We start from the raw sequence: 21,841 nt of genomic DNA, 5'->3' as shown, positions 1-21,841 counted from the left end.
AACATGGCACACGCCGGCACCCTGGCCATTCGCGGCCTGAACAAGCAGTACGAGGTCAAGGGCGAAGCCCTGCCTGTGCTGCAAGACATCAACCTCACCATCGAGCCCGGCGAGTTCGTGAGCATCGTGGGGTCGAGTGGCTGCGGCAAGTCCACGCTGCTACGGTTAGTCATCGGGCTGGAGGGCGACTACCAGGGCGAGATATTGCTCAACGGCCAGCGCATTGCGGGCACCAGCCTCAACCGGGGCATCGTGTTCCAGGAGCACCGCCTGTTCCCCTGGCTCACGGTCGAGAAAAACGTGGCGCTGGGCCTGCTCAACTCCAGCCTGACCGAAGGCCAGCAGCGCGCCACTGTGCGTGAGCACATTGCGCTGGTGGGGCTGCAGGGGTTTGAGACCGCCTACCCGCACCAGCTCTCGGGCGGCATGTCGCAGCGCGTGGCGATTGCGCGGGCGCTGGTCAACCGGCCCGACATCCTGCTGCTGGACGAGCCCTTTGGCGCGCTCGATGCTATGACCCGCGCCCACCTGCAGCAGGAGCTGCACCGCATATGGCAGCAAGAGGGCATCACCATGATTTTGGTGACGCACGACGTGGAAGAGGCCGTGTACCTGGGCGACCGCGTGGTGGTGATGGAGCCGCGCCCCGGCCGCATCCGCCGCACTGTGCCCGTGGGCTTGCCCCATCCGCGCGAGCGGACATCGCACGCGTTCACCGCCATCAAGGACAGCGTGCTGCGCGAGTTTGCGGGCCACCCTGCGGCCGACCTGGCCGAGCCGCCGCTCAAGCGCGGCGAGCAGCTGGCACCCGCTGCGCAGTGGCAGTTTGCCGTTTGATTTTTTGTTCTCCCTTTTCTGATTCCCGAGATTCCCATGACACCAAAAAACTCCTCTGTTTTCTCCACGCGCCGCTCGCTGCTGGTGGCTAGCGCTGTCACATTGGCCGCCCCTCTGGTGCTGCGCGCCCAGTCGCCTGCCAAGGTCATCCGCATCGGATCGCCCGACCTGGGCACCGCCGGCAAGCCTTCGCCCGGCGGCAGCGTGGTTGCGGTGCTGCAGGCCAACAAGTGGCTCGAAGATGAATTTGCCAAGGACGGCATCAAGATCGAGTGGAACTTCTTTCGCGGCGCGGGCCCGGCCGTGCACGAGGCGCTGTCGGCCAAGCAGCTGGATGTCGTCTCGCTGGGCGACCTGGCGGCCGTCATCGGCCGCGCGCGTGGCCTGCCCACCCGCTTCATCGCGGCCACGGGGCGGGGCAGTAACAGCTACCTGGCCACGGCGCCGGGCGTGAGCATCAAGACCGTGGCCGACCTCAAGGGCAAGAAGGTCACGGTGCTCAAGGGCACGGCCTACCAGCGCACGTTCGACAACCTGCTGGCCACGGCGGGCCTGACCGAAAAAGACGTGAAGCTCATCAACATGGACTGGCCCACGTCCAAGGCTGCCGTGGTGGCCGGGCAGATCGACGCTACCTTTGGCGGCTCGGACCTGTTCCTGCTCAAGGCGCAGGGCGCGCAGATTGCGCTGAGCACCAAGGGCCGGGGGGCGGACTACACCATCAACTCCGGCATTCTGGCCACCGAGGATTTCGCTGCGCAAAACCCGCAGCTCACCCAGCGCCTGGTGACGCAGCTGGTGCGCGCCGCCCACTGGTCATCGCAAGAGGGCAACCGCGAGGCTCTCATCAAACTGTATGCCGACAACAGCGGCAACCCGGAGCTGTCGTTCCGCGAAGAGCTCGCGGGCGACAACCTGAACGCCCGGTATTCGCCGCTGCTCGACGAGGGCTTCATCGCCGGTTACCAGGGCGTGCTGGATGACGGCGTCAAGCTGGGGCTGGTGCGCCAGACGTTTGACGTGAAGGCCTGGTTCCAGCCCGCGTTTGTGCAGCAGGCCGTCAAGGACCTCAAGCTCGACAAGCAGTGGCGTGAGACCGATGCCGCTGGCAAGGCCAAGGGGGCGGCATGAGCACCGCTGCCACCAACACCTCAGCGCAAGCGCCCAACATCGTCTTTATCCTGGCCGACGACCTGGGCTGGGCCGACCTGAGCGTGTACGGCCAGGCCGACTTCACCACGCCACACCTCGATGCGCTGGCGGGCGAGGGCGTGCGCTTCACGCAGGCCTATGCCAACTCGGCCGTGTGCTCGGCCACGCGCTTTGCGCTGATCACCGGGCGCTACCAGTACCGCCTGCGCGGCGGGCTGGAGGAACCCCTGGTGCGCAAGGCCCATGTGCACGGCCTGCCGCCCGAGCACCCCACGCTGCCGTCGCTGCTGCGCGATGCGGGCTACGACACGGCCCTCATCGGCAAATGGCACCTGGGCAGCCTGCCCACATTCGGGCCGCTCAAGAGCGGTTACGACCGCTTCTTTGGCAACTACGGCGGGGCCATCGACTACTTCACGCACAAGCCCGGCGTGGGCGATGCCGTGGCGCGCGATTTGTACGAAGGCGAAGTGCCCGTGGAGCGCGTGGGCTACTACACCCAGCTCCTGGCCGATGAGGCGACGCAATGGATCGGTGAGCGCAGCGTGGCCAAGCCGTTCTTCCTTTCGCTGCACTTCACCGCGCCGCACTGGCCTTGGGTGGGGCCGGAGGACGAAGAAATATCGCTGGGCCTGAAGGACCTGTTTCACTACGACGGCGGCAACCTGGCCACCTACGCGCGCATGGTGCGCTCGCTGGACAAGGCGGTGGGCCAGGTGCTGGACGCACTCAAGGCGCAAGGCTTGGCCGACAACACCATCGTCGTCTTCACCAGCGACAACGGCGGCGAGCGCTTTTCCAAGACCTGGCCCTTCACCGGCCAGAAGACCGAGCTGCTGGAGGGTGGCATCCGCGTGCCCACATTGCTGCGCTGGCCCGCGCGCATCGCGCCGCAGGTGAGCGACCAGGTCACCGCCACCATGGACTGGCTGCCCACGCTGCTGGCCGCCGCAGGCGTGGCACCTGCGGCTGACTACCCGCCGGACGGCGAGAACATCCTGCCCGTGCTGCTGGGCGATGCGCCCGCACACCCGCGCACGCTGTTCTGGCGTTACAAGTCGCAGCGCCAGCGGGCGGTGCGCGAGGGCCGCTTCAAGTACCTGCGCATCAACGACAACGAGTTTCTGTTCGACGTGGAAGCCGACACGCTGGAGCGCGCCAACCTGCGCGACAAACACCCCGAAGTGTTCGACCGATTGCGCACGGCGTGGGAGCAGTGGAACGCGCAGTTCCTGCCCATCACCGACGAGGTCATCACCCACGGCCTGTCGCCCGACATCCAGGCCGACCGCTATGTGCCCGACCTGAGCCAACGGGGCATGTGAGGCCTCTGTGTGACAGAAAACCAAAGAAAAGTGACTGATGCGATAGTGGAATATGTGCTTGATGCTATCAAAGATATAGTATCTACGAGCCCACTGCCCGATGGCCGCTATGGCTTCGTGCGAAAGGGATCGTCACCAGTACGGGCCTTGGCAGGAGGCAGTCACAGGGACATTGTGGGACCGGCTTTTCATTCATGAACTTTCAGCAACTGCGCTCCGTGCGCGAAACCGTGCGGCGGGGCTTCAACCTGACCGAAGTGGCCCACATCCTGCACACCTCTCAACCCGGGGTGAGTCGCCAGATCCGCGAGCTGGAGGAAGAGCTGGGCGTGGAGATTTTTGTACGGGCGGGCAAGCGCCTCACGGGCCTGACACCGCCTGGCGAAGTGCTGCTGCCCACGGTAGAGCGCCTGCTGCTGGAGGCCGACAACCTCAGGCGCGCTGGCCAGGACTTCAGCGATAGCGCGCAAGGGCGCCTGTCGGTGGCGGCCACACATTCGCAGGCGCGGTATGCACTGCCCCAGGTGGTGCGCGACTTTCGGGCCTTGTTCCCGCAGGTATCGCTGCACCTGCACCAGGGCTCGCCGCGCCAGGTGGCAGAGATGCTGCTGTCTGGCGAGGCCGACATCGGCGTGGCCACCGAGGCCCTGGCTGGCTATGACGCCCTGGTCACGCTGCCGTGCTACCGCTGGACGCATAGCATCGTGGTGCCTCCGGGCCACCGCCTGCTGGACCTGCCCGGCCCGGTGACGCTGGAGCAGCTGGCGCAATACCCCATCATCACCTACGAGCTGGGCTACACCGGCCGCGCGCACATCGACGAGGCCTTTGCGCGCGAAGGCATTGCGCCCGACATCGTGCTCACCGCCATGGACGCCGACGTGATCAAGACCTACGTGGAGCTGGACATGGGCGTGGGCATCGTCGCGTCCATCGCGGTCGATGAAGAGCGCGACCGCCACCTGCGGCTCATCGACGCGGGCCATCTGTTCGAGGTCAATCTCACCCGCCTGGGCCTGCGGCGTGGCGCCTGGCTGCGCGGGTATGCCTACCAGTTCATTGAAAGCTTTGTACCCACGCTCACCCGCGATGTGGTGCAAAAGGCCGTGGCACAGGGCGCTGAGCTCGGGAGCCTTCTGGGGGAGTGATGGCTGGGTGATGGGCACCGCACCTGCCGGTGAGCGGCAGGGCGACCCGCTTCCGCGTATTGCACAGGCCTTCCGCTCCATGGAGCGGCCGTGACCTTTCAGGTCGGTTGCTCTGTGGCGCCAGAGTGTTCAGCACCCGCCATGCGGTCGCGGCGGCGCGGCCGGCGGGGCGTGGCCTGGCGGCGCCAGGCACGCAGCAGATGGCGTGCCGCACTGGCCAGGGCTTCGTCCAGCGCACAGCGCCAGTCCCTGGCCACAGACGACACCACCACCGGGCCTGCGCCATCGGTGTGCAGGGCAATCTGACAGCGCTTGTCCGCACCGCCACGGGGGCCGTTGATGTCATCCAGCTTGATGTCTGCACGGGGCACCAGGGCATTCAGCCGCCGGAAGGCAAAGCGCACGCGGCGGTCCACCGTCTCACGCAGTTGCGCTGCTTCGGGGTGATGGGTTCTGACAAGAATCTGCATGGGCAATCTCCTGGGTTGAAGGTGACACCGTAGCCCGCAGGGGCGCGGCCAGCCAGCAGGCTTTATCTGCGTGATGCGCTTGAAAATCCTGTGCATTCGGTGCGCCCGACTCCTGGCGCGAAGCTTCGTATTTTTGGATGCCAGGCCAAGAGAAAACCTGCTTTTTGATGGCGATGCGGGGCTGCAGATTCAAGGCTCCTGTTCACTTGCTAACGACCGCTACAAGGAGCTATCCATGAATCTCTCGTCTGCCATCCCTTCGCTCATTGCTACTCTGCGCCAGCGTCTCGCGCGCTGGCTGTCTCGTGTTGCCGTTGGGCCAGCGCCCGCGCTGCGGCGCGTTCCGGTGCCGCTACGGGTCCAGACGCAGTACCGGGACGGCTTGCAGCCGCGTTCACGCTATCGCCGCTAGGCGGACGGGCAGGGCGGCCTCGGCTGCTCCTGCAGCTTGCTCCCACGCGATACAAGCAGGGCTGCTTTGGTACTGCCGCCTACCGCGCAGACGCCTCCACCATCTGCCGCACCAGCGGGTGGTGCTGACCTCTGCGCGACCAGATGGCGTGCACCTCCTCAAAAAGCGCAGGGCAATCGCCCAGCAGGCGCAGGCCTCGCACCAGCCCCACGTCTTGCGCCCCCAGGCGGCTGACCGGAAACACGCCCAGCCCCCGCGCTGCAAACACGGCCAGCAAGGCGCTGTCCTCAAACTCGCCCACCACGCGCGGTTGCAGACCCAGGTCTTGAAACCACGCATCCAGCGTGGCACGCAACGGCGCGTGGTGTGTGGGCAGCAGCACTGGCAAGTCTTGGAGTGACTGGGGAAAGTGGTCGCGCGCTGCCTTCTTGACCAGCGACGCCGGTCCGTACCACTGCAGCGGCGAGCGCGCGATGCGTTCGCTGGTCAGGCGTTGCTGTGGGATGCGCGGCGCTGCCTGCCCGGCCAGCACCACGTCCAGCTGGTGCAGGGCCAGCTCGGACAGCAGTTCGTCTGACTCTCCCTCGTGGCACACCAGCCGCAGATGGGGCGTTGCCAGCACCGGCTCCAGCAGCGCATGGGCCGCCAGTTTGGAGATGCCGTCCGACAGCCCCACAGACAACCGCGCCACACGGGCCGTGGCAGCCTCACGAACTTCTTCTTCAATGTATTGACCCAGTTGAAAAATCTCTTCGGCCCGGGTGAACGCGGCCTGCCCGGCTTCGGTCAGCGCCACACCGCGCCCCGAGGGCTTGAGAAGCTGGTGGCCCAGCGACTTCTCCAGGTCCCGCACCTGTGCGCTGATGGTCTGCACGGCCATCTCCAGCCGGTCTGCAGCCCGGGCAAAGCCGCCTTCCTTGGCAACCATCCAGAAGTAGTACAGGTGGCGGTAGTTCAGCATGCACGGCCTCAGGTTCGAAAAAACCGAATGCTAGGTGCGGCCCGGGCTGGTGTCTATGTCATGCCGGTTTGCCCATACTGACCGCTTGCCCATTGCGCAACTCAAGGAGGTTTTGCATGTTCTACGCAATCAACTGGTTTCTCTCATTGGCCTTGCTGGCCCTGTGGTCGCTGGCGTGCTGGGCCCTGCATGCAGTCACCGTGTGGGTAGTGTCCAGCGCGGGCGCCCTGGCAGGGGGCAGCGCGGTGGCGGACGTGATCTTGATGCCCGCCTGGCTCAAGGCCTGGATGCCCCCGGAACTGATGGGCCAGTGGGAGGCTCTGGTCTCCTCCGCAGGTCCCATCGTTCAGGCCGTGCTGGAGGCGGTGCCTGCTCTGGCTGGCGCGGTGACCTTCCTGGCCTGGGCGCTGTGGGGGCTGGGTGCCGTGGTGCTGGTGGCACTGGCGGCCGGCATTCACATCCTCATCGCACTGGCCCAACGCCGTGGCGGTGGCCCCGGCACCCCGCAGCCCGCGTTGGCCCGCTGAGTGGGGGCACCCGGGCGCCCGGCGAGAGCGTCAGGGCAGCGACTTCACGCCCTCAAACGCCGCGTTCAGCGCGGCCTCTGCGGTCAGCAGGCGCTGCCGGGCTTCGGCTGACCAGGCGCGGTCCTTGGCCAGCGTGTCCTTGGCGGCGGCCACCATGCGCGCGACCTCCTGGGGCTGGGGGCCGCCTGTGCCGGTGCGCGTCAGCACCATCTCGGCGGGGGACAGGGCGCGGCGGAATTCCTTCTCCGTCAGCGGCAGGCGCTGGTCCTTGATGTCGTACTTTTTGCCGGCCTCGCGGTAGATGCGGATGGCCTCGGCGTACGGAAAGTCCTTGGGCCGGATGTTGCGTTCCTTGGCGTACACCACCACGTCCGACGCAAAGTGGTGACCCACCCGGAACGGAATGGCATGGGTGCGCTGCAGGGTTTCGGCCAACTCCATCGATGTGGTCCATTCGGATTCCAGTTCGTCCAGTGCGCGGGCCGGGTCGATGCGCAGCGAGTCCAGGACATCAGCCAACTGCTGCAGCATTTCCACGCCCTGGACGAAGGTTTTGGCGCTGCCGGGGCTCCAGGTGTTCTTGTAGTCGATCATGCCGGGCGTGACGTTATGGGCGCGCCACAGCGATGCCTGGGCCGACGCCACCACGTCGCTCGCCTTGGCGCGGGTGTTCTGGATGATGCCGGGGTTGGCCTTTTGCGGCATGGCGCTGCTGGTGTAGGTCTTGCCGCTGGCCAGCAGCAGCCACGGCCGCGTCTGGTGGTACTGGGTGTGCACATCCTGCATCAACGCGCCCACGCGGATGGCCGTGGAGCTGGCGATGGATGTGGCTTCGATAGGGATGTCATACGTGCTGATCTGCCCCGCATCCAGCGAGTTGACGATGAGCCCGTCAAACCCCAGCAGCTGTGCCAGGCGCTCGCGGTTGATGCTCCAGCTGGAGTTGGCCAGCACGGCTGTGCCCATGGGGCTGAGGTTGATGCGCGCGTAGGCCTCGCGGATGCGTGCCGAGTCGCGCGCAAACGAATCGGCAAACGCCATCAGGTAGTGCCCATAGCTGATGGGCATGGCCTGCACGCCGTTGGTGTAGGCGGGCACATAGGTGGCGGTGTGTGCCTGGGCGATGGTGATGAGTCGTGCGCGCACCTGGTCCAGGGCATCGGCAAAGTCCAGTATCTCCAGGCGCAACTGCGCAGCGTTCAGGGTGGAGTGGATGTCCTGGCGGCTGCGCCCGGTGTGGATCAGCGTGGCCTCGGGGCCCACGGCGTCGGTGATGATTTTTTCGACCTGCAGCACATCGGTGGGGCGCTTGCCGCCCGGGGCCGTCGCCTGCGTGATCGACAGTTCCACGCCACGCGCAATGCGGCCTGCCTGGGCTTTGGGGATGATGCCTTGCTCCACGTTGACCACGGTCGATGCCATGTTGATGCGGCCAAACCAGTAGAAGGTGTCCTGCGACTTGGACAACGCGCTGGTGGCATCGCCCTTGACCGTGCCCTGGATCTTGGCGACCTGCGCCTGGCATTCGGCCGTGGTCTTGCAGGCGGTGTCCAGGGTGTCTGCAGCTTGTGCGTGGCCCATGGTCAGGATGGCACTCACGACCGGAGCGAGCAGGACGCGGGTGGGGCGCAAGGTGCTGGTGCGCAGGGGCTGGCGCTGAGGTGATGGCATGGTGGTTTGTCTCCTGGCATCCCGCGCAGCCGGCGGCGGGCTGGTGCGGGAATAAGATTCGTTAATTGAATGTGCTTGGCGCCGACTTTGTCCGTGCCAGCTTCTGAATATTTCCACAGCAGGCGCTGCAAGGCCAATGCTTGTTTTTCAAGTGAATTCAATTTCTGAATAGCCCATGCCAGATTTGACGCCTTCCGTCCTGTTCAACCGCATCCTCGGTCGAGTGCGCCTCAAGCACCTGCAGCTGGCCATTGCGATTGCCGACCTGCAAAGCCTGCACCGGGCGGCTTCCTCCATCGGCCTGAGCCAGCCCGCCGCGACCCATGCGCTGGTCGAACTGGAAAGCTCCCTGGGCGGGCCGCTGTTCGAGCGGCATTCCAAGGGCATGCGCTTGACTCGCCTGGGAGAGGCGGTGCTACCGCTGTTGCGCGCATCACTGGTCCCTCTGCAGGCGGCAGCAGGCAATGCCGCGCTGATGCAGCAGGGCGCTGCGTCCGCACTGATCCGCATCGGCAGCATCGCGGCGGGCATCAACGGCCTGCTCACGGCGGCCATCCCGACCTACGTCGCCGCGCATCCCGATGCCGCCATCGATGTGCACGAGGTCACGATCGACAATTTGCTGGAGAGCATTCAGGAAGGCACGCTGGACCTGGCCATCTGCCGGGAGCCGACCCCGCTGCCGCAAGGGTTTGGGTTTCGTGCGGCGCTGCAGGACGGGTTTGTGGTGGTGTGCCGCCCCCAGCACCCTCTGACCCGGCAGTCCACCGTCACGGCCGCAGAGCTGCTGGCGCAGCGCTGGCTGGCCCCACCCCTGACCGGGCTGGGCCCCCAGCAGGTGGAGAGCCTCTTCGATGAACTGGGTGGCGTGCCCGAGCTGTGCCGCGTGTCGAGCCGCTCCACGGAGATCATGTACGCCATGCTGGCCGACAGCGACATGCTGGCTTGCGCGCCCGCAAGTCTGGTGCGGCCGCTGGTTCAACGCGGGGAGCTGGCGGTGTTGCCGTGGAACTCGCAGGCGGTGGGGCCCCTGGGCGTCCTCGCCAAGGCGGAGGTGCTGGCGCACCAGACCCACCCGAGTCAAAGCTTCATCACGCATGTGCTGGCCGTTGGGGGCGGGCTGCGTCACTAACGACAGTCAGCCAAACGCTGCGGCGGCGCGACCAGCGCTGTGTCAGCCGCCCTGGTCGCCGGCATCGCTCTGGGCAGGGCTCAGCGCTTGCATCAGCATCTCCACCAGCGCGCGCAGTCGCGGCACCCTGCGCAGGTCCTGGTGGTAACCCAGCCACACGTCGCGCCCTGGTGGGGCCGGGGTACTTTCCAGCCTTTGCAGGCCAGGGTGTGAATCCCCCAAGGGGCAGGGCAGCACGGCCAGGCCCGCTCCGGATGCGCAGGCAACGGCCTGCACGTGCCGGTTGTTACTGCGGAAAGCGATGCGCGCCGATGGAAAGGCCTCGCGCAGCCAGGCCGCGTCCGGCATCTCGCTGAAGCCCAGGTCCATGGTGACGAGGCGAACGTCCGCACCGTCTGTGGGCATGTCCGCGCCGCGCTGCATGTACAGCGCGTAGGGCACATGCATCAGCCTGCGCTGTATGACATCGGGCTCGTCAAAAGGAACAATGCGTGCCACCAGATCCGCCTCGCGGCGCGCCAGGCTGAAGAGGCGTGCATCGGTCAGGAGTTCGATGCTGACGCGGGGGTGGTGGTGGGTGAACGCTGCGCACAGCGGCGCCAGCACATGCAGGCCAAACCAGTCAGAGGTCGATACCCGCAGCGCGCCTTCCAGCTGCTGGTCCGCGCCATCCAGCTGGCGGGAGAACGACAGCGCCTGCGCCTCCATGCCCTCGGCGTGGCGCAGCACGGCGGCGCCCTCGTCGGTCAAGACAAAGCCCTCGGAGGTCCGCTGGAACAGGGTGTGGTCCAAAGAATGCTCCAGCGCCTTCAGCCTGCGGCCCATGGTGGGCTGGCTTTGTTGGAGGGCGCGGCCTGCGGCACCCAGCGTGCCGTGCCGGGCAATGGCCAAGAACACCTGTACGTCATCCCAGTTCATCGGCTGCATCATACAAAAGTGAATGGAGAGGTTTCAATCTTGTGGCTTTTCATTCAAAAGAGAAAAGTGAAAACTGGCGGCACTGTTCAACCCCACGAAGGAAAACGCCATGTCCACCCCTACCGCCCCCACCATGCAGGCCCTGGTGCTCGCAGCCCCCAACGGCGCATTGACCTCTACCTGGCTGCCCCGGCCGCAGGCCGCTGCGGGCCAGGTGCTTGTCCGCATCCACGCCAGCGGCGTGAACCCGCTGGACACCAAGATCCGCGCCGGCGCCGCCGAGCACGCCCAGCAACCACTGCCCGCCGTTTTGGGCATGGACCTCGCCGGCGTGGTGGAGGAGGTGGGGCAGGGCGTTTCTGGCTTCAAGGTGGGGGATGCGGTGTATGGCTTTACCGGTGGCATCGGCGGGCTGCAAGGCAGCCTGGCGCAATACGCTGCGGTGGATGCCCGGCTGCTGGCGCACAAGCCAGGCCGGCTGACCATGCGCCAGGCAGCGGCCTTGCCGCTGGTCTTCATCACCGCCTGGGAGGGCCTGGTGGACCGCGCCAACGTGCGCAGCGGGCACAAGGTGCTGGTGCACGGCGGCGCCGGTGGCGTGGGCCATGTGGCCGTGCAGCTGGCCCGCGCCCGGGGTGCCGAGGTGTTCGCCACGGGCACGGCGGCGCAGGCCGGTTACATCCGGTCTCTGGGCGCGACGCCCATCGACTATGAAATGACCTCGGTCGAGGCGTATGTCAACGCTTTCACCGACGGCCAGGGCTTTGATATTGTTTACGACACCGTGGGTGGGCCGGTGCTGGATGCGTCGTTTGTGGCCGTCCGCCGCTACTCGGGCCATGTGGTGACGTCGCTGGGCTGGGGCACCCACAAGCTGGCGCCCCTGTCGTTCCGGGGCGCGACCTTCTCGGGCGTTTTCACACTGCTTCCCATCCTCACGGGAGAGTTTCGCGAACACCATGGCGAGATCATGGAGCAGGCCACCACCCTTGCGGAAGCGGGGCAGCTTGTGCCGTTGCTCGACCCGACCAGCTTCGCGCTGGATACGGCGGAAGCCGCCCACGCCCTGGTCGCCGAGGGCCGCGCCCGTGGCAAGGTGGTGGTGAGCGTGCTGCCATGAGCAAGCCGCGTCAGACTTTGGCAGAAAGCGACAGCGCGCCAGCCAGCAGGGGCGATGCAGCAGGCCTGCGGTTTGGCGCGATGGACCCCACGCACGAACACCTGCGGCGCGTGGCCGATGCGTTGATCGCCGCCACCAATGCGTTTGCGGTGGAGCAGGTGCTCGGCATTTTTGCGCATGACGCCGTGATCGACGACCCCTCCACGGGCCAACTTTTTGATGGTCATGCCGGAATACGCCGCTATGTAGAACAGTACTTCGTTGGCTACCAGACGGTGACCCGGTTCCTGTCGATGCAACGCATCAGGCCGCAGCGCGCGAGGGTGCGGGTGGACTTCACGGGGGAATTGGTCATGAGATCGGCAACCTGGACATCTCCGTGGATGCGCAGGGCTTGATCGCTCGGCTGAATGCCGACCTGGAATGAGCGGTGTGGTTGGCTTGGCTACGCGGCGACCCTCAGGGCTGGCGTACGACGCCAGGCTGCACCGGGCTGCACCGGGTTGCATGAGGCGGCTTTGGGCTGTGTTGAAGCGGAATATGAGCGAAAACAGCCTCAAGCGCTAGTGAATCATGCCCTGGCAGCTATCGAAAAGAGAGCATTTTGATGCGACTCAGCGCGGCAGGCACCCCGCAAACCCCCTGGGCCCTGCTGCTGAGACATCCGCCAGCGTCACGGCCTCCAGCCGGTCGTTCTGCCCCGGTATCTTCGTCAGCCGCTGGCCGTTTTGCCAGCGCCATTGGGTGCCGTCAAAGCTGTAGATGAAGGTGTGCGTGCGGTTGGACAGCAGGTGCGCGGGGGTGAGGGTGATGGCCTGGGCAGCGGCTTGCGTCGGTGCGTGGGCCTGCGCCTCGTTGTCCTTGATGACGAGCTTGCCCACATAAGGCGTCACGGTGGATTCGGTGCGTGTGACATCGGGCTGGACCAGCGCGGGGCTGTAACCGGTCAGGGTCCAGTCGCCCGCTGCGCCGGGCAGTACATGGGGTTGCCGTGCGGCCAGGAACTGGGTGCATGCGGTGGTGATGGCATCGAAGCTGGTGGTGGCGGGGCCGGTGGCTTCGGGCTTGCTGCAGCCTGCGAGGCCCGCCACCACTGCGGCAGCGGCTGCCAGCTGGAGGAGGGCGCGGGAGCGGATTGGGGGCTGGGTCATCGGGCGTAAGGCGGTGGTTCGTTGCGCAGTTTGGCCGCACGACCAGTCTGCTGCGGGCTGGCTGCATTGTGGGCGGCTGGCTGCGGCGGGTCTTGACGGAAATCAAGGCGCACAGGCTTTTACGGCGGCGTGCCGCGCAGGGCCAGCGCGCCGTCATCACCCCGGTACCAGCGCAGCAGGGCGCCAGCTGGGGGCGACGCTGTGCCATCCAGCGCTGCCAGCACGGCGGCGTTGAGTTCGTGGGCGCTGGCGGGCAGGGGCTGGTCGCGGTAGGCCAGGGCGGTGCCCGTCATCAGTGCTTCGGCGTCCACCAGCAGGCGCAGGTTCTGCGGGATGGTGGGCGACTGCTCTGCACAGTGCGCAGCCGACAAGGAATGCGCCTTGCGGCAGGAGGCGGGGCGCACGCTGTAAATGGCGCACCGGTCATGGACGAGAAAGCTGCAGGGCTGGCGCGTGGTGCCCACGCTTGCCGCCGCCACATGCTGCTGCAGACGCAGCAGGGTTGCGGCCTGGTCTGCGCTGGGCAGCGTCTGCAGGTGCTGGGCAATGTGCAGCACCTCGGGGTCGGTCGCTTCCACGCGCAGGTGGCAGCAGTGGGCGCAGCCTGCCTGGCACGCTGGCTTGGGGCCTTTGGCGCGGGCCTGTTTGGCCACGGTGTCCAGGCCCTGGTGCAGTTGTGCAATGAAATCGACGGCAGCCTGGGCGGCGGGTTCGGTGGCCTCGGCGACCTCGGGGGCCTGGCCGGTGGCACCCTGCACGGTATTGGCCTGCGCTGCCCGCAGGGCCCGCCCGGCCGCGCTGCGCACGCGGGCGATGGACTGCAGAAAGGCCGCTTGCTCGGCCTCGGTCAGCGCTGAGTCGGTCGGGCTCGTCATGGAGATGTGGGGGGCGCGCTGGAGGGGGCCGACGCGCTGGGCGCCAGCGGCAGCCACACGCTGGCCGCAAGGCCTGACCCGTCCCCCGTGTCGCTGGCGGCCGCCAGCTCCAGCCGTCCTTCCATCAACTGCACGTACCTCGCCACGATGGCCAGGCCCAGCCCCGCGCCCTGGCCCAGGCGCTGGCCCTGGTCACCCTGCGCCCAGCGCTGTTGCAGCTGCTGCGCCAGCGCTGCGTCCACGCCGGGGCCGTTGTCGGTCACGCGCAGTACGCCAAAGCCTGGCTCGGTGTGCAGCGCCACGGTGATGTGGGGCGGCGTGCCGCGCCCGTAGCGCAGCGCGTTGTCCAGCAGGTTGTTCAGGATGCCTTCCACCAGCGCGATATTGCCCCGCACCACCACGGCCTGGTCCAGGCCCTCGGCGCCCAGGTCCACCCCCAGCGCATCGGCGCGGGGCAGGTAGCGCAGCAGCACGTCGCGCACCAGGGCATGCAGGGCCAAGGGCTGCAAGGTCAGTGCAATGCCGCCCTCGGCCGCGCGGGCCAGGGCCAGCAACTGGTCCACGGTGCGGCTGGCGCGCTGTTCGGCCTGGGCGATGCCTTCGATTTCGCTGCGCCACACGGCAGGGTCGTTGTGCGCCAGCGCGTGGGCGGCCTGGGCGCGGATGCCAGCGAGCGGCGTGCGCAGCTCATGCGCCACATTGCCCGCAAACTCGCGCTGCGCATGCAGGCTTTGCTGCACGCGTGCCAGCAAGCCGTCCAGGGCCACACCCAGGCGTTGCACGTCGCTGGTGCTGGCCTGCTGCGTCAGCGCTGGCGGCAGGGGTTGCAGGTCGGCGGCGTCGCGCTGGTCCATGGCGTCTTGCAGCGCCCCCAGCGGGTGCAGGTCGCGCTCGATGCCACGCAGCAGCCACGACCCCAGCACCACCAGCAGCCACAGCTGGGCGAGGCCCGAGTACACCAGCAGCCTGCGCAGCAGCTGCGTACGCTCGGCCGTGGTCTGCGCGATGACGACGGCGAACGATGGTGGCCCTGCAATCTGCAAGGTGGCGCGCCGCATCTCGCGCCCGTCTTGCGAGAGGTGCGAAAACGCGTGGCTGCTGCCCGCCGCCACCACGCCCGGCGCCAGGTGCGAGTCGCCAGCGATGAAACTGCCGTCGGCGGCATACACCGCAAACCACACGGTTTCGCTCTGGTCAAAACGCAGCAGGCCCACCTCGCGCGGGGTCAGGTCGAGCTGCAGCGGGGTGCCTGGTGGGTCAGCCGCCTGGCCGCCGCGCACATGGGCCGCCAGTGCGTGGGCGTCGTCCAGCAAGGCGCGGTCAAACGCCTCGGCCACAAAGTGGTTGCCCACGCCCAGCACCACGGTGCTGCCCAGCCCCCAGATCAGCACCAGCGACAGCAGCACGCGCCGGCCTATGCGCTGGCGCAGGTCGGGCGGCTGCGGGTGCAGCGGTGCGGTGCCGGGTTCAGGGCTGGCCAACGTCATCCTCTAGCACGTAGCCCAGCCCGCGCAGCGTGCGGATGGCCGCGCCGCTGCCGGCAATCTTGCGCCGCAGGCGGGAGAACGACGCCTCCAGCGCGTTCTCGCCCACTACCTCGCCGCCGTCCGACAGGCGCGAGGACAGGTCGCCCTTGCTCAGTACGCGGCCGGGTGGGGTCATCAACTCCCACAGCAGGTCAAACTCGCGCGCGGGCAGCTCCAGCGGCTGCCCGGCCACGCTGACGCGGCGCGCCTGGCGGTCCAGCACCAGTTGGCCCACGGTGACGATGTCGGCGGTGCCACTCGCGCGTCGCAGCAGAGCGCGCAGGCGGGCTTCCACCTCTTTGAGTTCGTAGGGCTTGCCCAGGTAGTCGTCGGCGCCAGCGTCCAGCCCGGCGATGCGCTCCTCGGTGCTGTCGCGGGCGCTGAGCACCAGCACCGGGGTGCGGTCGCCGCGCGCACGGGCGGCGCGCAGGGCTGTCAGGCCGCTGCCCAGGCCGCTGCGTGCGTGGGCGGCATGCGGCAGGTTCAGGTCCAGCAGCACGGCGTCGAAAGCCTGTACGGCCCACCAGTGCTGGGCTTCTTCGACGGTATGGGCCAGCTCGACACGGTGGCCCGCGTTTTCGAGGCCTTGGGCCATGGTGCGGCTGAGCACCGGGTCGTCTTCCACCAGGAGGAGGCGCATGGAGGTCGGGGTTCTACGTGAAATTACGCATGGCCAAGATCAGCCTGCGATCAGGTTCGATGGGGATAGTCTGCCCGTCAGCATACCCCAGCCCTGCGCGCCATTTGCACCGCCGGATGGGGTCGTCAAGCCTATCAGGAGACAACCTTTTCATGATCAACCGCAATCTACTCAGAGGCTTCGCCCTCATGGCTCTGGCGCTGGGCTTCGGCCTGCCGTCCCTGAGCTATTCGCTGGGGACGCTCGGCCGCGCCGGGCCGGGCATGTTCCCGTTCATCGTCAGCTGCATGCTGTTTGTGATCGGGGTCATCACCGTGGTGCGCGCGCGCCTGGTGGCGCCTGTGCCCATGGACTTTCAGGTGCGCAACATCGTCATCATCCTGGGCAGCTTGTGCGGCTTTGCGGCACTGTCGCACTTTGTGAACATGATCGCCGGCATCGTGTTTCTGGTGTTCTGCTCGGGCTTTGCGGGTACGTCGTACTCGTGGAAGCGCAACCTGAAGATCGCTGCGGTGCTGGTCGGCATTGCGTTTGCATTCCAAAAGCTGCTGGGCGTGAGCCTGCCGCTGTACTGAGGTCACCGCCATGGAAGTTTTGAACAACCTTGCGTTTGGCTTCAGCCACGCACTGACGCTGCAGAACCTGATGTTCTGCGCCCTGGGCTGCACCGTGGGTACCCTGGTGGGCCTGCTGCCGGGCCTGGGCCCGCTGGCCACCATCAGCCTGCTGCTGCCGCTGACCTACTCCATCGACACCACCGGCGCGCTCATCATGCTGGCCGGTATCTACTACGGTGCGCAATACGGTGACAGCGTGAGCGCCATCACCATGAAGATCCCGCACGCCAGCAGTATCGTGGCGTGTATCGACGGGTATGCGATGACGTTGAAAGGGAAAACGGGGCTGGCCCTGTTCACCGCCGGCTTCTCCAGCTTCATCGGGGGCACGGTAGCCATCGTGGTGCTGGCGTTCCTGGCGCCCAGCCTGGGCGAGGTGGCCTTCTTGTTTGGCCCTGCCGACTACTGCGCGCTGATGCTGGTGGGCTTTGTATGCGTGAGCTTTGTGACCACGGGCAGCCTGCTCAATGGCCTGGCCATGTGCATGGTGGGTGTGCTGCTGGGCTCTATCGGCACCGACGTGAACAGTGGCCTGGCCCGCTTCACGTGGGACGCTCCCTTCCTGGCCGACGGCGTGGGCATTGTGAGCATTGCGCTGGGCTGCTTCGGCATTGCCGAAATCGCCAAGAACCTCGACTCGCGCGAAGAGCGCTCGCCCTTCAACGGCAAGATCAAGCTCATGCCCACCTGGCCCGAGTTCAAGCGCATCATCCCCAGCGCGCTGCGTGGCAGCGTGGTGGGCTCCATCCTGGGCATCCTGCCCGGTGGCGGCCCTGTGATTGCCCAGTTTGCTGCCTATGCGCTGGACAAGAAGGTCAGCAAATACCGCGATGAAATCGGCACCGGCTGCATCGAAGGCGTGGCCGGCCAGGCTGCGGCTGACGAAGCGGCTGCACGCACCAGCTTCATCCCGCTGATGAGCATCGGTATCCCCGAGAACGCCGTGATGGCGCTGATGATGGCCGCGTTCATCATCAAGGGCATCCAGCCTGGCCCCAACATGATTGCCGGCCACCCCGAACTGTTCTGGGGCCTGGTAGCCAGCATGTGGATCGGCAACTGCTTCCTGCTGGTGCTGAACGTGCCGCTGGTGCGCTACTGGCTGTCAGTGTTCAAGATTCCGTACAACGTGTTGTTCCCGGCCATCCTGTTCTTCTGCTGCATCGGCACCTACAGCATCAACAACAACCTGGACGACGTGTTCATCACGGTGGCGTTTGGTGCGCTGGGCTATCTGTTCATGCGGCTGGAGATGGACCCTTCACCGCTGATGCTGGGCTTCATCCTGGGCCCCATGCTCGAAGAGAACTTCCGCCGCTCCATGCTGCTGTCGCGCGGCAGCTTTGAAGTGTTCATCAACCGCCCCATCAGCGGCACGCTGATCAGCCTGATCGCTGCGTTCATCCTGTGGCAGACGGTGTCGTTCTTCCGCCAGCGTGGCAAGGCGAAGGAACTGGCGGTGGCGGAGCCCGTTGCCTCCTGACGATTGACTCTCTGTGTGCCGCCATGGCGGCCTTTGCAAGGCCGGTCCCCACTGGGTGACCGGCCTTTTTTTGGCTCAGAGGCTGAGAGTTTTTTGCCAGTGCCCGAAAGGTGCGCCATAACACCGCTGATCGAGGCGCAAAGCACAGCCATAGCTCGGGCTATGGCGCGCATTTGCAACGACGAGCAGCGGTGTTGTGGCGTGCAAGGCGGGCATAGGCAAAAGACTCTCAGCCTCTTAGCCTCTCAGTCCACCTGCCACCATGCAGGCAGCAGCGCACGCACCTGGGCCTGCGCAAACCGGTCGTCCATCAGGTGCACCACGCCCTCGTCGCTGGGCGTGCGGATCACGCGGCCTGCGGCCTGCACCACCTTTTGCAGGCCGGGGTAGAGGTAGGTGTAGTCGTAGCCCGCGCCAAACAGCGCCTGCATGCGCTCGCGGATCTGCTCGTTGACGGGGTTGACCTGCGGCAGGCCCAGCGTGGCCAGAAAGGCGCCAATCAACCGCTTGCCTGGCAGGTCGATGCCCTCGGCAAACGCGCCGCCCAGCACCGCAAAGGCAATGCCCTGGCTGCTGTCGGTAAAGCGCGCCAGAAAATCGCGCTGCTCGCCCTCCAGCATGCGGCGCGACTGGCACCAGTGCGGCACCTCGGGGTGCTGCTGCGCAAACAGTGCGGCAGCCTGCTGCAGGTAGTCATAGCTGCTGAAAAACGCCAGGTAGTTGCCGGGCCGCTCGCGAAACTGCTGCGCCATCAGCGCCGCGATGGGCGCGAGGGACGCCGCGCGGTGCGGGTAGCGCGTGGAAATGTGGCGCGCCACCTGCACCTGCAGCTGGTGCGCGGCAAAGGGCGATTCCACGTCCACCCACACATGATCGTCGGGCAGGCCCAGCAGGTCGGCGTAGTAGCGCGCAGGCTGCAGCGTGGCCGAGAACAAGGTGCTGGTGTGTGCCGCAGCGAGGCGCGGTTGCAGAAAGGGTGCGGGCACCACGTTGCGGATGCAGACCACGGAATCGCCGGGCTTGGGGGCGTGGCGGTGGGTGGCCTGGGTGATGTCCACCATCGAATGCGCATCCAGCAGGTCGGCCATGCGCTGCAGGTGCAGGGCGTCGAAATAGAAGGTTTGCAGCGCGCTATCCGGCTCCGTGGGGTGGTCTGTGAAGTGTTCGGTGAGGGTGGTGGTGCACTGCTGCAGCGCGGCCAGCAGCTTGTCGGGGAAGGTTTCGAGCACCGTGTACCGGGCTGGGTGCGCCTTGTTCAGCGCCACCCAGGCGCGGAGCACCTTGTTCAGCGCCTTCTTCACCGGCGCGTGCTGCGCAGCGGTGGGGCTGCTGCGGGCCTGGGCCAAGGCGGCGGGGTGCAGCTCGGCGGTGAACATCTTGCGGCCGCGCTCCACCAGGTTGTGGGCCTCGTCCACCAGCAGCGCCGTGCGCCACTGGTTGGCCTGGGCCAGGCCGTGCAGCAGCCCGCCCAGGTCAAAGTAATAGTTGTAGTCACCCACCACCACATCGGCCCAGCGGGCCAGTTCCTGGCTCAGGTAGTAGGGGCAGACGTCATGCTGCAGGGCTACGTCGCGCACACGGGCTCGTTGCAGGACGGGCGCGGGGTTGCCTGCACTGGCGGGGGCCACGGCGGCAGCGCGGGCGGCAGGCAGCCGGTCGTAAAAGCCCCGGGCCAGCGGGCAGGATTCGCCGTGGCAGGCCTTGTTGGGGTGTTCGCACGCCTTGTCGCGCGCCACCAGCTCTAGCACACGCAGGGGCAGCGCCTGTGCGCTGTCGGCCAGGCGCGCCAGCGCATCCAGTGCCATCTGCCGCCCCGACGTTTTGGCGGCCAGGAAGAACACCTTGTCGATGCGCTGCGCAGGTGCGGCCTTGAGCAGTGGGAACAGCGTGCCCATGGTCTTGCCAATACCCGTGGGCGCTTGGGCCAACAGGCAGCGGCCCGCCACTGCGGCCTTGTACACGGCCTCGGCCAGCGGGCGCTGGCCCGTGCGAAAGCCACCAAACGGAAACGCCAGCGCATTCAGAGCCGTATCGCGCGCGGCACGGTGGTCCACCTGCTGTTCGGCCCAGGCAATGAAGCGCTGGCACTGCGTCTCGAAGTGCTGGCGTAGGTCATCGGCGCTGCAGCGCTCGGTAAACACCGTCTCCTGCTGCGTGCCCACGTCCAGGTACACCAAGGCCACGTCGATCTGCTCCAGTTGCTCTTGCTCACACAGCAGCCAGCCATACACCTTGGCCTGCGCCCAGTGCAAGTGGCGGTGTGATGCAGGCTGGCGGTCCAGCCGTCCCTTGAAGGTCTTGACTTCGTCGATGCGCTGCTGCGCTGGGTCATAGCCATCGGCCCGGCCGCGCACACGCAGGCTCTGGTAGCTGCCACTCAGCGAAACTTCAGCGCGGTAGCCCGCGCCTCGGCGCGATGCAGCCACAGCATGGCCTGCGATGCCCTCCAGCGCGGTGGGCGCGGGCGTAAAGCGCAGGTCCAGGTCGCCCTGCTTGGCGGTGAACTCGCACAGCTCGCGCACCGCCACGGTGTAGGTCATGGCGCGGAGTGGGGGCTGTCGATGGCGGGAGCGGACGCTTCACCCAAATGCGCCTGGGCCGGGTCTTCCTCACTGCGCAGCGGTGTGGCCTTGCACAACGCCATCCACACCGAAAAGGGCAAGGTGCAGCGGTTGTGCCTGGCAGGGCGCAGTAGCTCAAAGCGTCCGTCTTCCACGCTGCCGTGCAGCACCCAGATGCCGAAGTGCTCGGGGATCTCATCAGGTTCGGCAATGCCGGCCGGAAAGACGTAGTAACACTCCTCGCACAGCCACTGGTAGGCCTGCCGCTTGGCGTCGTGCCGCAGGTCCGACAGCAGGTCGGCCCGGCTCGCCTTCACCTCATGCACCATGGGCTGCAGGTAGGCGGGCACGGAGGTGTTGCGCACAGAAAAAAGATCGGGCCGTGCCATGCGCCACACGTTGGCGGCGGCGCGGGCTGCGGGGGCGTGGTCATCCTCGGCCCACAGCGGAGCCATCGCGGGTGTGGTGTTGGCGGGCGCACCAGCTGTGGCCGCAGGCGGCACCCCATCCCCCACCGGCACGCTGTCGATCACCGCGCGCAATGAAAGCTCTGTCCACACAATGCGGCCCGAGGCCTGCAACTGCGTCGCAAATTTTTGCCCCAGCCTGTCGTGCAGGCTCAGCGCCCGCACGCTGCGCTGGCGGGCCTGCGCCAGGGTACGGATGCCTTCGTCGGTGAGGCGCAAGGTTTCACAACCATCCGGCGCAATGTGCAGACTGATGAGGCCCGCTGCCAGCAGGTCAATCTCCAACCCATCCTGGCATGGCCACCCCGCCGAGCGCCAGATCTGCATCAGGCGCGTACGGTGAAAGCGGGTGATCGGAGCGGAGCGTGGTAAGTCCGAAGTGGGGGAGGTCAGCTCCGTCATAGAGAGGTGGGGCTGGTTGAATACTGATTTTAATCACAGTATCTAACGGGCGCGACTTCTTGGAGAGAAGAAAAAACCAATGTGATGTAGGAGCGAAATTGGCTCTTGCCGCTTTTTCAATAAGCGCCATTAGCTACAAAATTGAGAGCAATTTTGTCGCCCCTCTGAGTTCATCCCAGTCTCTCCAAGCTCGGTGGCTGGCAGCCTCCTCAGCGATTTCAGCAAGGTGCTCTGGCCTGCCCTCGGGCAAACTGCTACGCGATGGAGGGAGCGCAGCCACTGACCGTCTGGTATTCATCATTCAAAACGTTGTGGCTGCAGACCGGTCAGAACCAGAACCCGTGAGGCATATCCGGCGCCATTCCCACTACCGACAGCGCCATGTGCCCCGGCGCCCCCGGGTCCGTGATGATCCCATCCATCTTCCCGTCCGCGTCAAACTGTCC

The 21,841-nt window shown here is 66.5% G+C and carries 20 protein-coding genes; 10 read left to right on the top strand and 10 right to left on the bottom strand.

Annotation, left to right across the window (positions count from 1 at the left end):
- Positions 1–3 precede the first annotated feature (3 nt).
- From ACT531_RS13650 to ACT531_RS13635, 4 genes are all read left to right on the top strand, one after another.
- Positions 4–837 (top strand): ABC transporter ATP-binding protein, encoded by an 834-nt coding sequence (locus tag ACT531_RS13650; protein WP_476017765.1) that lies wholly within the window; start codon positions 4–6, stop codon positions 835–837.
- Between the two features lie 36 nt (positions 838–873).
- Complete coding sequence (locus ACT531_RS13645) at positions 874–1,968, top strand: ABC transporter substrate-binding protein (protein ID WP_476017764.1); 1,095 nt, start codon at positions 874–876, stop codon at positions 1,966–1,968.
- Positions 1,965–3,314: a sulfatase family protein gene (locus ACT531_RS13640; RefSeq protein ID WP_476017763.1), complete on the top strand. Its 1,350-nt coding sequence runs from the start codon at positions 1,965–1,967 to the stop codon at positions 3,312–3,314. The genes ACT531_RS13645 and ACT531_RS13640 overlap by 4 nt, the downstream gene beginning before the upstream one ends.
- A 194-nt stretch (positions 3,315–3,508) precedes the next feature.
- Positions 3,509–4,462, top strand: a complete 954-nt coding sequence (locus ACT531_RS13635; protein ID WP_295940758.1) for a CysB family HTH-type transcriptional regulator — start codon at positions 3,509–3,511, stop codon at positions 4,460–4,462.
- Positions 4,463–4,560: 98 nt separating this feature from the next.
- Here the strand turns inward: ACT531_RS13635 and ACT531_RS13630 are convergent, their stop codons facing one another.
- Both ACT531_RS13630 and ACT531_RS13625 read right to left on the bottom strand, forming a co-directional pair.
- Positions 4,561–4,932 carry an HPF/RaiA family ribosome-associated protein gene (locus tag ACT531_RS13630; RefSeq protein WP_476017762.1) on the bottom strand — a complete coding sequence of 124 codons (372 nt, stop codon included), beginning with the start codon at positions 4,930–4,932 and terminating at the stop codon, positions 4,561–4,563.
- A 491-nt stretch (positions 4,933–5,423) separates the two neighbouring features.
- On the bottom strand, positions 5,424–6,305 hold the full coding sequence (locus tag ACT531_RS13625; protein WP_476017761.1) for a LysR substrate-binding domain-containing protein: 882 nt from the start codon (positions 6,303–6,305) through the stop codon (positions 5,424–5,426).
- A gap of 116 nt (positions 6,306–6,421) precedes the next feature.
- On the opposite strand from ACT531_RS13625, the gene ACT531_RS13620 reads away from it, so the two are divergent.
- On the top strand, positions 6,422–6,832 hold the full coding sequence (locus ACT531_RS13620; protein ID WP_110958946.1) for a hypothetical protein: 411 nt from the start codon (positions 6,422–6,424) through the stop codon (positions 6,830–6,832).
- Between the two features lie 30 nt (positions 6,833–6,862).
- Here the strand turns inward: ACT531_RS13620 and ACT531_RS13615 are convergent, their stop codons facing one another.
- Positions 6,863–8,503 carry an argininosuccinate lyase gene (locus ACT531_RS13615; RefSeq protein ID WP_476017760.1) on the bottom strand — a complete coding sequence of 547 codons (1,641 nt, stop codon included), beginning with the start codon at positions 8,501–8,503 and terminating at the stop codon, positions 6,863–6,865.
- 175 nt (positions 8,504–8,678) lie between these two features.
- On the opposite strand from ACT531_RS13615, the gene ACT531_RS13610 reads away from it, so the two are divergent.
- A complete protein-coding gene (locus ACT531_RS13610) occupies positions 8,679–9,635 on the top strand; it encodes a LysR family transcriptional regulator (RefSeq protein ID WP_476017759.1) in 957 nt (318 codons plus the stop codon).
- Positions 9,636–9,677: 42 nt separating this feature from the next.
- Here ACT531_RS13610 and ACT531_RS13605 read toward each other — a convergent pair whose 3' ends face one another.
- Positions 9,678–10,553 (bottom strand): LysR family transcriptional regulator, encoded by an 876-nt coding sequence (locus ACT531_RS13605; RefSeq protein ID WP_476017758.1) that lies wholly within the window; start codon positions 10,551–10,553, stop codon positions 9,678–9,680.
- A gap of 109 nt (positions 10,554–10,662) precedes the next feature.
- Here ACT531_RS13605 and ACT531_RS13600 point away from each other — a divergent pair, with 109 nt between their 5' ends.
- Entirely contained in the window at positions 10,663–11,673 is a 1,011-nt protein-coding gene (locus tag ACT531_RS13600) for a zinc-dependent alcohol dehydrogenase family protein (RefSeq protein ID WP_476017757.1), read from the top strand.
- Positions 11,670–12,071 (top strand): nuclear transport factor 2 family protein, encoded by a 402-nt coding sequence (locus ACT531_RS13595; RefSeq protein WP_476017756.1) that lies wholly within the window; start codon positions 11,670–11,672, stop codon positions 12,069–12,071. The genes ACT531_RS13600 and ACT531_RS13595 overlap by 4 nt, the downstream gene beginning before the upstream one ends.
- A 216-nt stretch (positions 12,072–12,287) precedes the next feature.
- Here ACT531_RS13595 and ACT531_RS13590 read toward each other — a convergent pair whose 3' ends face one another.
- The 4 genes from ACT531_RS13590 to ACT531_RS13575 form a co-directional block, all read right to left on the bottom strand.
- Positions 12,288–12,824 (bottom strand): hypothetical protein, encoded by a 537-nt coding sequence (locus ACT531_RS13590; RefSeq protein ID WP_476017755.1) that lies wholly within the window; start codon positions 12,822–12,824, stop codon positions 12,288–12,290.
- A gap of 119 nt (positions 12,825–12,943) precedes the next feature.
- Complete coding sequence (locus tag ACT531_RS13585) at positions 12,944–13,699, bottom strand: YkgJ family cysteine cluster protein (protein WP_476017754.1); 756 nt, start codon at positions 13,697–13,699, stop codon at positions 12,944–12,946.
- The gene (locus ACT531_RS13580; RefSeq protein ID WP_476017753.1) at positions 13,696–15,186 is read right to left on the bottom strand and encodes a sensor histidine kinase; all 1,491 of its coding nucleotides are present in this window, start codon (positions 15,184–15,186) and stop codon (positions 13,696–13,698) included. Before ACT531_RS13580 ends, ACT531_RS13585 begins: the two co-directional genes overlap by 4 nt.
- Positions 15,167–15,865, bottom strand: coding sequence for a response regulator transcription factor (locus ACT531_RS13575; protein WP_015013798.1), 699 nt, complete (start codon positions 15,863–15,865; stop codon positions 15,167–15,169). The genes ACT531_RS13580 and ACT531_RS13575 overlap by 20 nt, the downstream gene beginning before the upstream one ends.
- Positions 15,866–16,017: 152 nt before the next feature.
- Here ACT531_RS13575 and ACT531_RS13570 point away from each other — a divergent pair, with 152 nt between their 5' ends.
- Positions 16,018–16,440 carry a tripartite tricarboxylate transporter TctB family protein gene (locus ACT531_RS13570; RefSeq protein ID WP_476017752.1) on the top strand — a complete coding sequence of 141 codons (423 nt, stop codon included), beginning with the start codon at positions 16,018–16,020 and terminating at the stop codon, positions 16,438–16,440.
- A gap of 10 nt (positions 16,441–16,450) precedes the next feature.
- On the top strand, positions 16,451–17,965 hold the full coding sequence (locus ACT531_RS13565) for a tripartite tricarboxylate transporter permease (protein WP_015013800.1): 1,515 nt from the start codon (positions 16,451–16,453) through the stop codon (positions 17,963–17,965).
- A gap of 245 nt (positions 17,966–18,210) precedes the next feature.
- Here the strand turns inward: ACT531_RS13565 and ACT531_RS13560 are convergent, their stop codons facing one another.
- Both ACT531_RS13560 and ACT531_RS13555 read right to left on the bottom strand, forming a co-directional pair.
- The gene (locus ACT531_RS13560; RefSeq protein WP_476017751.1) at positions 18,211–20,505 is read right to left on the bottom strand and encodes an ATP-dependent DNA helicase; all 2,295 of its coding nucleotides are present in this window, start codon (positions 20,503–20,505) and stop codon (positions 18,211–18,213) included.
- On the bottom strand, positions 20,502–21,395 hold the full coding sequence (locus tag ACT531_RS13555) for a hypothetical protein (protein ID WP_476017750.1): 894 nt from the start codon (positions 21,393–21,395) through the stop codon (positions 20,502–20,504). The genes ACT531_RS13560 and ACT531_RS13555 overlap by 4 nt, the downstream gene beginning before the upstream one ends.
- Positions 21,396–21,841: the final 446 nt, after the last annotated feature.

It is taken from the genome of Acidovorax sp. DMC1 (assembly GCF_056314325.1).
Note: the sequence above shows the minus strand (reverse complement) of the source record. Positions and strands in the feature narration are given on the sequence as shown.